Here is an 11,182-nt window from a genome sequence, read left to right as displayed (position 1 = left end):
CCATCGCGCCCTCCCCCGACGTCCCCGCGTACGGGCCGGACGTCCGGGTGCTGGGCGACGCCGAGACCGGCCACCCGCACCCTGTGGGCGTCACCGTGGCCTCCGCCCGCCAGCACCTGCACGTCCTCGGCCAGACCGGCGTCGGCAAGTCCACCTTCCTGGCCAACCTCATCCTCTCCGACGCCCACGCCGGCCGAGGCGCCCTCGTCATCGACCCCAAGGGCGACCTCATCGACGACGTCCTCGACCGACTCCCGGAACGTGCCATCGGCAGGACCGTCCTGTTCGACCCGGCCGAACCCGGCAGCCCACCCTGCTTCAACGTCCTGGCCGGACCCGACCCGGCGTTCGCCGTCGACTCGATCGTCACGATCTTCCACCGCTGCTTCGCCTCGTCCTGGGGGCCGCGCCTGGACGACCTCATGCGCTCGGCCTGCCTCACCCTCGTCCGCACCCAGGGCCACCGCGCCACCCTCGCCGAGATCCCCAAGCTCCTCACCGACACCCCGTTTCGAGCTCGGATCGTCGGCCGGCTCCAGGACGAGCTGCTGCAAGGCTTCTGGACCGCCTACGACGAGCTGTCTCCTGCCGCCCGCGCCGCCGTGATCAGCCCTGTCATGAACAAACTTCGCGCCGTCCTGCTCCGCCCGTTCGTCCGCGACGCTCTCTCCGGCGGGACCTCCACCTTCGACCTTGCTCGCACCCTGGACACCGGCGGCCTGGTCCTGGCCCGCCTTCCCAAAGGTGTGCTGGGTGAAGACGCCGCCCGCCTCTTCGGCTCCGTCCTCCTCGCGCACACCTGGCAGGCCATCACCCCTCGTGTACGCCTCCCCGAGCACGAGCGCCGGGATACCGCCGCCTACATCGACGAGGCCCAGAACTTTCTCAACATGCCCATCGCCGTCAGCGACCTCCTGGCCGAGGCGCGTGCCTACCGCTTCTCTCTCGCCCTCGCCCACCAACATCTGTCCCAGCTCCCCAAGGACCTCCGCGAAGCCGTCTCCGCCGACGCCCGCAACAAGGTCTACTTCACCGCCTCTCCGGAGGACGCTCACGAGCTCGCCCGCCACGTGGGCCCCGTACTCGGCGCGCACGACCTATCCCACCTCGGCGCGTACCAAGCCGCCGGACGCGTCATGACCGGCAAGGGCGGCCAATCTCCGGCTTTCACCTTCCGCACCCGCCCTCTCCGCGACCTCGTCCCCGGCCGTCAGGAAGCGGTACGAGCAGCCTCGCGCGCTGCCTTCTCCCGTCCAGAAACCTCAACGCCCAGCAGGCCAAAGCTTCGTCTTTCGACCGATCCGCGCCGAGCCCACGAGGAGAGCACCAAATGACCCGACCGAACGCACATCGCCGTCTGCTTCCCTCCCGGCATCAGCGCCCCCGCCTCACGCCAAATGTTGTCGCCGGCCTCGCCGAACGCCTCACCCCACGAGACGCCGAGATCCTCGACGCCGTGTGGGAACACCGCGTCCTCACCACCGACCAACTCACCGCGATCTTCTTCCCCAGCATCCACCGCGCCCGCCACCGGCTCCTGGCCCTCCACGAGATGCGCGCCCTCGACCGCTTCCGCCCCTGGGCACCCACCGGAAGCCGTCCGTGGCACTGGATCCTCGGCACCGCCGGAGCTCACCACCTTGCGGCCCAGCGCGGCATCACCCCGGCCGAGCTCCGCTATCGCCCCGATTCCGCGAGCGCCATCGCGCTCTCGTCCCGCCTGAACCACCAGGTCGGTGTCAACGAGTTCTTCGCCCAGCTGCACACCACCGCCCGCCACCGGGCCGACGGCTCAGCGGTCGCCGAATGGTGGCCAGAACGCCGCTGCGCCACCCTCTGGGGCGATCTCGCCCGCCCCGACGCCTTCGGCCGCTGGACCGAGCCCTCCCCCACCGGCCAACCCGACACGATCGACTTCTTCCTCGAGCACGACACCGGCACCGAGACCCTGGCCCGCGTCCTGGCCAAGCTCGACGGCTACGCCGCCCTCGCCGAAGCCACCGGCATCACCACCCCGGTCCTGTTCTGGCTCCCGAGCGCTGCCCGCGAAGCCAACCTTCGTAAGCTCCTGACCAGCAGCGACGTCCCCACGGCCACCGCCGTACACACCCCCGTAACGGCCCCTGACGGCCCCGCTGGGCCCGTATGGCTACCAGCCGGATCAACGGGCCCCCGCCGTCCGCTGATCGCCCTACGGGACGCATGGGGCACCATCAACCCCCACAGCGAGCCCGTTTGATGGCGGTCATCGCCACGACAGTGACCGGCGTGTTCGTCCTGGTCGCCATCATCATCATCGTCGGCGTCGTCGCAACCGTGCTGCCGCACAACAGCGTGCCGACTCCCGACGTCCTGTGTGCCACTGTGGTGCTGCGTACCGCCGAACCCGATGCCACCCCGCTCACACGGCCCGCATGCGCGCCAGCCCGGATCACCGGGACAGGGCACGGCGCAACAGCCCTTGCAGCCGCTGCCCGCTGGCTCGGCACCCCTTACTCATGGGGAGGCGGCGCACTCGACGGCCCCAGCCGGGGGATCGACCAAGGGGCGAACACGGTCGGCTTCGACTGCTCCGCCCTCACCCGCTATGCCTGGCACCAAGCCGGAGTCGCCCTTCCGCGCACCGCCGCTGAACAGTGGCACGCCCTTCGCCACATCGGACCCGGCTACCGGGCTCCAGGAGACCTCGTGTTCTTCCAAGGCTCCGGCGGAGGCCCCAACCACCCTGGACACGTCGGCCTGGTTCGCGACACAGACCGCATGATCGAAGCTCCCCGTACCGGCCTACGCGTCCGCATAAGCCGGTACACCGTCCGCCAGGACATCATCGGCTACGCACGTCCAGGCAGCTAGTGCCTGGACGAGCTCCCGCCAGGCTCATCCCCACTGGGATCGGCGCCAGGCTGGCCACACCGCCAGGTATCGCCGAGATACACGCCCTCCATCATTGGGGGTGCGTTGAGCACGGCGGGGTTGACCGGCTGCCCACACCAGGACGCACGTTCGCGGCGGCGGGAGCCGTCAGCCGGACAGCGCTTTCAGGGCCTCCTTCACGTTGTCAAGGAATTTTTCGTTGGGGACATTCTTGCCTTCCAGCTCGTTGTCCCAGACGTACAGGCACAGCTCCAAGACCTCCTCCGGCGTGGTCTTCTCGGCGCTGCTCTTGTTGGTCTGGTCTTCCGACGCCTTGAAGACGCGGAAGGGGCCGTGACCCGGCCGTCGAATCTCCTTCACCTCGTACTGGCCGACGGCTCCACCATCCGGCGCCTGAATGGCCACGTCGATGTTGGGCTTGGCGGCGATGAAGCCTTGACCGTGGAAGGAGGTGATCAGGCCGAAGTGCCTCTCAGCAGGGGTTGAACGCAGCCCGCGTTGGCCGTCGAGGTTGCCCGTGACTTTTAGTTCGAACCTGGCGGCGTACTTGCCACGGAGCGTGTCCGCCTCCTGCATCGTGCCGATGCACTGGTTTTCCGGCGCCACCGTGTTTCCGCCACGGCTGTAGCTGACGAACTTCCGTTGGAACACATCCTCGTAGGCAGCGAGGTGCGGGCTCGGGCCGACCTTCAAGTCCAGGACGATGCCTTGGCACGTTCCACCGATGTAGGACTTCGTGAGATCGACCAGGTTGTAGATGACATCGGTCTCGAGCGGCTTCTCCTTGTTCGTCGCCTCGATCCACCACTTCAGGAGCGCCCGCGTTTCGGGGAGCGTCTCGGTCCGCTTGTTGTCGTCCTCGGCGAGGATGGTGCTCAGGTTTTCGACCTTGACGCCGGAGCCCGACAGCCCCAACGATGCCTCGTCGTGAGAGGTGCCGTTCCAGCGATGCGCGTAAATCGTCACCTCGTGTCCCAGAGCCCTCCACGTGTAGACGTTGAACTTCTCCAACGCCCCCAGGGGGTTGTCGCCGAACCAGACGTGATTCACCTTCACGGCCATTTCGTCACCGGCGCTTTCTGCGGTTCGTGATCCATGCGTGTGGCGATCCTTCGCACGACGAAGGTCGCTCGAAGAATCCGCCGCTTCGCCGAGGGTGTCAAGAGATTCGGTAGTGATAGATAGTTGGGGCGGGGCCTGCCATAGCTGGCCCCGCCCCCACGCGCGTAGCACTGTCAGATGTCGCCGCCGCGTAGGCGGCAGGCGCGTTCGTCGCCCGGGTCCAGCAGGATCGCTGGCGATTGCTCCAGGCCGAGGCCGAGGGCACGGTGAATGCGGTGCCAGCCGTCGATCACCAGGCGGTTGCCGGGTGGCTGTGCGCACGGCAGTGGCACGACCAGGAGAGGTTTGGTCAGGTCGACCGTTGCGGCGTGGTCAGGGTCGATACGGATGAGGTCCTTGACGCCGGTCAACGTCCGGATAGCAGCCGGGCGTACTGGGTGGCGTCGGGCCAGGCGGGTGGCCAGGTCCACATCCCATGCCCACCCCAGAAGGGCGAACATCTCATCGGACATTATTGCTCCTCTTCATGACGGGACCCGGCCGAGCGGCCGGGTCCGCTGGGATGGGTGGTCAGGCGTCCTCGGGCTTGGCCACGCGGAACCGGTTGGGGCGCTCGCTGACGAGTTCGGCCTCGCCGTTCTTCGCGAGGGTGTCCAGGGCGTTGGCGACCGCCCCGGAGGAACGCTTGAGGACCTTGGCGATCTCATTGGCGGTGAAGGCAAGGTCGGGGTGCTTGATCAGGTGGGTGAGGACGTCCGGGCGCAGGGGACGAGGGGCGTTGCGGTCGCCGCGCGAGGAACCCCAGGTGGCGGTACTGCCGTTGGTCTTGGCCTGGGTGATGCGGGCGGCCTTGCGCACGTCTGTGGTACCGGCGTAGATGGCCTCCAGACCGGTCGTGAATGCCGTTTCGTCGTCGGCCAGGAGGGCCGCGTAGGTGGTGGTGACAGCGTTGAGGAGGTCGGTCAGGGCGCGGCGGCTGTCCTCGATCATGCGCGCCTTGGCCAGGGCCTCGGCGGCCTGCTGACGGCGGGCCTCCTCCTCGGCTTGGGCTCGGGCCAGCTCGACCTCAGCGATCGCGCGGCGGTCGGCCTCCTGCTCCAGGATGCGCATCGCGTCCTGGATGGACATGGCGGGTGTCGTGGCGGAGGTGTCGTCCGGGACGCCCGAGTCGTCCTGAGCCGCCGCATCGGGAACGTCCGAGGTCGTAGGGGTGTCAGTGGGCACGTCGGGCGTATCGAGGGCCTCAGCATTGATCTCAGGCGATACCGGGGCGTCGGCATTGGCCTGGGTAACCGACGGAACCGATGCCCACGTGTCAGGCAGGGCGCGACCCTTGTCGGTGCGCCCGCCAGGGGTGCGAACCGCGCGGCCTGCCTCGGCGAATCCCGCGAGGGCCTTGGTGGCGGTCGGGCGGGAGACACCCGCTGCCTCGGCGATCGTCGTGATAGATGCGGCCGGGTTCGCGTGCAGGGCCTCCCACACCTTGGCCGCCGTACCTTCCGGGCAGAACTCAGCCTGGGTAGGGGCGCTTTCGGCAATCATGTTCGTCGCCATTTCGTTCTCCTTTGTTTGAGCTACGGCCGCATTTCCATGGGGCCGATTTCCTCGATGCACGACGACCATTTCTCGATTCCGAATACAAAGCAAGCCGATTCGGCGATGCATACTAAAAGCGATGGATCTCTGATCACCAAGCCGGGTAATGAAAATTTGGCGATTCTCGACAATCCGCCTCGACATAGAAGCCTGCCGCGCTACGCCTGCGGCTTCTTCGACGCAGAGGAGCTGGCCTCACGACGCCGCAAGAAGCATCAGAAGCGAGGCACCGAAGATTTGCAAGGCAGTAATTATGGGAGACGAAAGAAGAAAGTCGAGTAGAGCAGGGGCAGCCGATTCGGCGAAGGTGTCGCTTCTTGCCGAGTTCTCGTCGGTTAAGGCGAGTCGGGCGGGCCACCGGTAGCCCGGATAGCCCGTACACCTGCGAGGACGCTCCGGATCGGGGGTGCCGGTCAAGGCGGCAGACCGGTCGGTAGGCCGGTCGGCGCACCGACCGGCGGACCGGTCGGTGCCGCGCAAAGCTCGCGCAATAGTGGACTCTTCGCGCGGGAAGCAGCTCTTCCCGCTGGAAGTTGAGCCTTACTCTGAGAGTGGGACCAGCCGGATAGCAGCCGGCTGGTCCCGCCCTTCTTTCGGGCGCCTACGCGGCTCAGGGTAGGCGGAGCTCGGCCCGGACGACGTAGCCGTGCTGAAAGCTGCGCCCACAGGCGAGGGTCACGACGAGGCCGATGGCCGCGTGGGCTCGCCTGCGGGACTCGGCCTTCAGCAGGTCATGGCCGACGATGTTACGCGCATCGGCACATGGTCAGCCCGGCCGCGATAAACGTCCTCGCCAACTGAGCGCCGATGCGTTCCCATAAACGTAGAGCCGCCTGCCGTAATAAGTGTTCGCTGAACACGTATCCTCCTCTCTGCCATCGTGCGCTCACGCGCACATGGCATATCGAGGACCACCTCATGGGCTCCGGTCAAGTCGCGGACTGAGCCCATTTCGAGGCGTTAGGCTTCTTATTCAGAGTCGATAATTTCTCGGTAGATCTGCTCCGTCTTCGTGGAGGGCTTCCTACCTCGGGTGCGAAGCTGTTCACGTAGTTCGTCGTAGCAGTAATGCACGGCCTGGGTCCTGCCGAGGCGGGCGTAAACGTCCATTCGCCTTCGATAGAGGTGTTCGGCGACGGCGTCGAGTTCTGTGGCGTGTTCGAGGTGGCCGGCCTCCAACTCGGGATGCTCCTCCAGGTCGGCGAGCTGGGCGAGGGCTTGGACGATGCCGCGGTTCAGGGCGTCCGCCGTCTGCCGTGCCCAAGGATGCGGAACGTCGGGGAGGTAGGGGCCGGTGTAGAGGTTGACGGCAGCGGTCAGCGCGGTCGTCTTCTCCAGGCCTGTGGCAACGGCAGCCGCCGCGAGGAGGTCGCGGATCTGCCAGACGTCGCAGCCGTAGAGGTCGGGGTTGATCCTGTATCCGGCTCCGCCCTTGAACTGGATGACGACGCGTCCGTAGTTGCCGGGCATCCCCAGGGCCTCGCACATCTTGGCGCGGGTCGCCTTGAGGAGGCCGGCGAACCGGTCGTTCGGGGCTGCGGCTTCGGGCCACAGTTTGTCGCCGGCCATGGCCTTGGTCAGCAGAGCAGAGCGGTGCTCGGCGAGCAGGCCGAGGAGGGCCCACGTGTCGGTTCCCCAGCCGCCCGTTGCGCGGTTGGGTCCCTCGATGACGCACTGGCCGATCAGACGGATCGTGCCGCGCCGATCGGCTGTCGGTCGGGTGGTCACCATGACCTGCTGCGGTGGTGCGCCTGACGTCAATGCAGACTGTAGGGGGCCTACGGGGGCCGACTGGGGCTCCTGTGTCGTGTCCATGCTGCGAACGGGTGTCACAGGGACCGGAACCGGAGCGGTGTCTATCAAGCGGGGTTCGGCGGGCGGGGTCACCGACCGACTGCGCCAGTTCAACAGACCGAACGTCACCGCGAGTCCGACCAGACCATGTGCCACCAACGTCGGTCCGGTCAGCTTCCTCGCCACCCTTCCGACAAGATGCCGCCTCATGCTGCCTCCCTTGTCACTCTTGAGCGTTCGCACTGATCAGACCGTGCGCAGCGCCACAACAGGGAACGTGAAACTCCTCACGGCGGCTACTGACCGGGAGCGCGTTGTCCAGGACCGCCAGAGCGCCTACGGCTACGGCTCTCCGGGCCTCGAAGCCGGTTGGTGAAAAAGCACCATCGCGCGGAACCACCCACCGTCCGACACGGCCAGAGAAGCAGCGTCACATACAGTGATCGCCCCGCTACCCTCGAATCGGAGGTGACGGTGGACGAACAGAACCAGACCAACGCGCAGCGCCTATTGCAGGGTGTCGTTCCGGATGAGATCTTCGCGTCATACTCCAAGCTGCTCGCAGAAGACGGCTGCCCCGAGGACGACGCCACGTCCCTACTCGGCGGCTGTGAGCAGGTAGTGGAGTTGACGTCCCGCGGGATGGCGCATCTCCGTCCGGACGGTCCGCTGAATCCACCACGCCTCGTGCCCGCTCCCCCGGAGCTCGCGTTGCAGGGCGTCCTGACGGATCTCTCGCGCCGGCTCGTCGGCGACCAGGAACGGTTGCTGTCGGGGCACAAGCGGCTGAGCGAGTTCCACCAGACGCCGACCGCTGGGTCTACGAGCTCCGCGATGGACCGGCTCGTGCAGATCGTCACCGACCGGGACGAGATCAGCTCCCTGTCCTACGCACTCATCAACGCCGCGCGGCACGACTGGCTCACGCTGGACAACTACGTCCTGGAGGCGCCGGTCGAGGACTCCACCGGGTACGCGCCGCTACCGGTCTTCGAGGGTCAGGTGCGGTGCCGCGCGATCTACGAGACCCGCTGCGCAGAGCACCCGATCGGCGCGAAGACGATCGAGGCCGCGGTGGCGGCCGGCGAGCAGGCCCGGCTGCTCCCTCGCGTCGGGATGAAGATGAAGCTCGCGGACGAGGCAGTAGCGCTCCTTCCGCTGACGCCCACAGGGATGGGCGGGGCTCTGCTCGTACGCTCGCCCGTCATCGTCGGTGCCCTGCGCGAGTACTTCGAACTGCTCTGGGAGAAGGCCATCCCGTTCGGGAGCACGGAAGCCGTCGGGCCGCTCACCCCTGCGCAGTCGCAGGTGTTGCAGTTGCTCACTCAGGGACTGTCCGACGAGGCGATCGCCCGGCGGATGGACATCAGCGTCAACACCATGCGCAGGCACTGGACCGCCATTCGCGACGCGCTGAACGTGGAGACCCGCTTCGCCGCCGGAGCCGCAGCTGTACGCCGCGGCTGGATTGACTGAACCCGAGAGGTCTGTAATGCCCGAATATCTGGACTTTGTCCCCCAGCAGCGATTCCAGCCCACCCTTGCGCTGTCCCCGGACGGCCAGCTGGTCGCCTACTCCAGCCACGCCTCCGGACACTACGACCTGTGGGTCGTTCCCGTCTCCGGCGGCGAGCCGCGCCGCGTGACAGGCTTCGACGACCGGACAGTCCGCCAGATCGCCTGGACGCCCTCCGGCAGCCAACTGGTCTTCACCGCCGACGAGAACGGGGACGAACAGTTCCGCCTCTACCTCGTCGCTCTGGACGGCAGCGGCCTGACCGAGATCAGCTCCGGGCCGGACTGCCAGCGCGTCCTGGCCACGTCGCCGTTCGATCCCACTGGCCGCTTCCTGGCCTACACCGCCAACGACCGCGATCCCGCCGCCCAGGACCTCATCGTCCACGATCTGGAGACCGGTGAACTACGACGCTTCACGCCCCCGGAAGGGGGCGCATTCGAGGCCGTCAGCCTCTCTCCCGACGGTCGCTGGCTGCTGGCGACCGGATTCCGTTCCAACACCGACATAGCCGCCTATCTCACCGACCTGAGCGATCCGGACGCCACGCCGGTCTGCATGACATCGGCTCTGGGCGAGGGCGTCTTCGAGCCCGGAGTCTGGGCGGCGGACTCCAGCGGCTTCCACCTGCTCACCGACCACTGGAGCGAGTTCACCGCCGCCGCCTTCTACGACCTCGCGGCCAAATCCCTGCAGGCGATCGCGCGCCCGAACTGGGACGTCGAAGTCCTCGACGCCGCCGCAGGAGTGCGCATCTGGTCAGTCAACGAGGGCGGCAGCTCCCTCCTGCACGCCGACCGCGACGGCTCCCCCATCTCGCTGCCCAGCATCCCGCCCGGCGTCATCTCCGCACTGTCCCTGGCGCCTGACGCCTCCTTCGCGGTCGTACTGATCAACTCCGCGGCGAGGCCGGCGGAAATAGCGGTCCTGGACCTGGCCCGCCACGAGTTCCGCTACCTCACCGACACCCGTCCCCCGGCGCTGCACGTCATCGACCCCGTCGCCCCCGAGCTGATCACCTATCCGGCCCGCGACGGACGCGACGTCCACGCCCTGCTCTACCGCCCGGACGGCCCCGGCCCACACCCGGTCCTGCTGTCCATCCACGGCGGCCCGGAATCCCAGGAACGCCCCCTCTACGCCCGCTCAGGCCTCTACCAGCACCTGCTTCACCAGGGCATCGCCATCCTGGCCCCCAACTTCGCTGGATCCACCGGCTACGGCACCGCCCACCAGAAGCTCATCTACTGCGACTGGGGCGGCATCGACCTCGACGACCTGGACCACGCCGTCAAATACCTCCACACCCTCGACTGGACCGACCCGAACCGCCTCGCCGCCATGGGAGCCTCGTACGGCGGCTTCGCCGCTCTGTCCTGCCTGGCCCGCCTCCCCTACCCCTGGGCCGCGGGCGTCTCCATATGCGGGCCGAGCAACCTCCTCACACTGGCGAAGGCATCGCCACCCACCTGGAAAACCTTCGTCGCCACCGTCCTCGGCGACCCCGACACCCGCGCCGAGCAGCTCCTGGAGCGCAGCCCCGTCACCTACGCCGACGGCATCACCGCTCCCCTGTTCGTCCTCCAGGGAGCCCATGACCCACGCGTTCCCCAGGCCGAATCCGACCAGATCGTCGCCCGGCTGCGCGAACGCGGCGTCGAGGTTCGCTACGACATCTATCCCGACGAAGGCCACGGCTTCACCAACCGCGCCAACGAGCTGACCGCGTACGAGGCCATCAGCGCGTTTCTCCACACCCATTTGATCGCCGCCCCGGTCGACCGCCCAGAGGCACTCCAGGTGGGGTGACGTCCACCAAGCACAACGGTGCCCACCCGTAGGCCGGGTGGGCACCGTTCAAAGGTTCAGACGTCACCGCCCACGACGGTCAGGAGGGACAACGGGCTGAGGCGGTGTTGAACCCGTATCCCGTGGACGTTCTCGGCGACTGCGTCGAGAGCACAGTCGAGGCTGACGTCGAAACTGCACGACGCGTCGCTGCGCGCGTAGACGAAAGCCACGTCGCACATCAGCGCGAACATCTTCGCCCGTACGTCATCGCCGTACCCCGGATAGAGCCTGTCGAGGACGGTCGCGAAGTCAACTGTGCCCATGTTCGCCTTCCCTCCGGTGGAGACGTCTCCGTAGGCCGGAGGTCGGCCTGATAGCAGCAGGCCGACCTCCGCTCAACCCGCTACGGCGCTCGCGCACCCGACGCCTCCGGCTCTGGGCTCCAGGTAGACCCACACCGTGTGCCCAGTCTGCGGGTTACCGATGAGCGAGAGCTGCAGGGCCAGCTCGTTGACGATCGCCAGCCCGAACCCGCCCACCCTCTCCTCC

General features: G+C 67.4%; 11 protein-coding genes. 6 read left to right on the top strand and 5 right to left on the bottom strand.

The window, feature by feature from the left end; translation table 11 throughout:
- The 3 genes from E1267_RS39375 to E1267_RS39365 form a co-directional block, all read left to right on the top strand.
- Positions 1 to 1,334 (top strand): type IV secretory system conjugative DNA transfer family protein (locus tag E1267_RS39375; RefSeq protein ID WP_132340694.1); only part of this gene is annotated, 1,334 nt, incomplete at its 5' end.
- Positions 1,331 to 2,239 carry a replication-relaxation family protein gene (locus tag E1267_RS39370; RefSeq protein ID WP_132340692.1) on the top strand — a complete coding sequence of 303 codons (909 nt, stop codon included), beginning with the start codon at positions 1,331 to 1,333 and terminating at the stop codon, positions 2,237 to 2,239. The genes E1267_RS39375 and E1267_RS39370, both read left to right, overlap by 4 nt.
- A complete protein-coding gene (locus E1267_RS39365) occupies positions 2,239 to 2,853 on the top strand; it encodes a C40 family peptidase (RefSeq protein ID WP_165960053.1) in 615 nt (204 codons plus the stop codon). The genes E1267_RS39370 and E1267_RS39365 overlap by 1 nt, the downstream gene beginning before the upstream one ends.
- 168 nt (positions 2,854 to 3,021) lie before the next feature.
- On the opposite strand, the gene E1267_RS39360 is transcribed toward E1267_RS39365, so the two are convergent.
- From E1267_RS39360 to E1267_RS39350, 3 genes are all read right to left on the bottom strand, one after another.
- Positions 3,022 to 3,936 (bottom strand): hypothetical protein, encoded by a 915-nt coding sequence (locus tag E1267_RS39360; protein ID WP_132340688.1) that lies wholly within the window; start codon positions 3,934 to 3,936, stop codon positions 3,022 to 3,024.
- A gap of 173 nt (positions 3,937 to 4,109) precedes the next feature.
- Positions 4,110 to 4,448 (bottom strand): hypothetical protein, encoded by a 339-nt coding sequence (locus tag E1267_RS39355; RefSeq protein WP_132340686.1) that lies wholly within the window; start codon positions 4,446 to 4,448, stop codon positions 4,110 to 4,112.
- 58 nt (positions 4,449 to 4,506) lie between these two features.
- Positions 4,507 to 5,490, bottom strand: a complete 984-nt coding sequence (locus E1267_RS39350; protein ID WP_132340684.1) for a hypothetical protein — start codon at positions 5,488 to 5,490, stop codon at positions 4,507 to 4,509.
- Positions 5,491 to 5,505: 15 nt separating this feature from the next.
- Here E1267_RS39350 and E1267_RS39345 point away from each other — a divergent pair, with 15 nt between their 5' ends.
- The gene (locus E1267_RS39345) at positions 5,506 to 5,814 is read left to right on the top strand and encodes a hypothetical protein (protein WP_132340682.1); all 309 of its coding nucleotides are present in this window, start codon (positions 5,506 to 5,508) and stop codon (positions 5,812 to 5,814) included.
- 687 nt (positions 5,815 to 6,501) lie between these two features.
- Here E1267_RS39345 and E1267_RS39340 read toward each other — a convergent pair.
- Positions 6,502 to 7,263: an AfsR/SARP family transcriptional regulator gene (locus tag E1267_RS39340; RefSeq protein ID WP_165960052.1), complete on the bottom strand. Its 762-nt coding sequence runs from the start codon at positions 7,261 to 7,263 to the stop codon at positions 6,502 to 6,504.
- Between the two features lie 531 nt (positions 7,264 to 7,794).
- On the opposite strand from E1267_RS39340, the gene E1267_RS39335 reads away from it, so the two are divergent.
- Together E1267_RS39335 and E1267_RS39330 are read left to right on the top strand one after the other, a co-directional pair.
- A complete protein-coding gene (locus E1267_RS39335) occupies positions 7,795 to 8,802 on the top strand; it encodes a helix-turn-helix transcriptional regulator (protein ID WP_132340678.1) in 1,008 nt (335 codons plus the stop codon).
- 16 nt (positions 8,803 to 8,818) lie between these two features.
- Positions 8,819 to 10,651: a S9 family peptidase gene (locus E1267_RS39330; protein WP_132340676.1), complete on the top strand. Its 1,833-nt coding sequence runs from the start codon at positions 8,819 to 8,821 to the stop codon at positions 10,649 to 10,651.
- Positions 10,652 to 10,707: 56 nt separating this feature from the next.
- Here E1267_RS39330 and E1267_RS39325 read toward each other — a convergent pair whose 3' ends face one another.
- On the bottom strand, positions 10,708 to 10,956 hold the full coding sequence (locus E1267_RS39325) for a hypothetical protein (protein ID WP_132340674.1): 249 nt from the start codon (positions 10,954 to 10,956) through the stop codon (positions 10,708 to 10,710).
- Positions 10,957 to 11,182: the final 226 nt, after the last annotated feature.

It is taken from the genome of Nonomuraea longispora (assembly GCF_004348345.1).
Classification (GTDB): domain Bacteria; phylum Actinomycetota; class Actinomycetes; order Streptosporangiales; family Streptosporangiaceae; genus Nonomuraea; species Nonomuraea longispora.
The sequence above is the reverse complement of the archived record's forward strand: the minus strand, read 5'-3'. Positions and strand labels throughout refer to the sequence as shown.

What these genes read in the sequence shown, in the direction of transcription:
- E1267_RS39370 (WP_132340692.1), top strand. Translation starts at nt 1,331, where the DNA reads ATGACCCGACCGAACGCACATCGCCGTCTGCTTCCCTCCCGGCATCAG.
- E1267_RS39365 (WP_165960053.1), top strand. Translation starts at nt 2,239, where the DNA reads ATGGCGGTCATCGCCACGACAGTGACCGGCGTGTTCGTCCTGGTCGCC.
- E1267_RS39360 (WP_132340688.1), bottom strand. Translation starts at nt 3,936, where the DNA reads ATGGCCGTGAAGGTGAATCACGTCTGGTTCGGCGACAACCCCCTGGGG.
- E1267_RS39355 (WP_132340686.1), bottom strand. Translation starts at nt 4,448, where the DNA reads ATGTCCGATGAGATGTTCGCCCTTCTGGGGTGGGCATGGGATGTGGAC.
- E1267_RS39350 (WP_132340684.1), bottom strand. Translation starts at nt 5,490, where the DNA reads ATGGCGACGAACATGATTGCCGAAAGCGCCCCTACCCAGGCTGAGTTC.
- E1267_RS39340 (WP_165960052.1), bottom strand. Translation starts at nt 7,263, where the DNA reads ATGGTGACCACCCGACCGACAGCCGATCGGCGCGGCACGATCCGTCTG.
- E1267_RS39330 (WP_132340676.1), top strand. Translation starts at nt 8,819, where the DNA reads ATGCCCGAATATCTGGACTTTGTCCCCCAGCAGCGATTCCAGCCCACC.
- E1267_RS39325 (WP_132340674.1), bottom strand. Translation starts at nt 10,956, where the DNA reads ATGGGCACAGTTGACTTCGCGACCGTCCTCGACAGGCTCTATCCGGGG.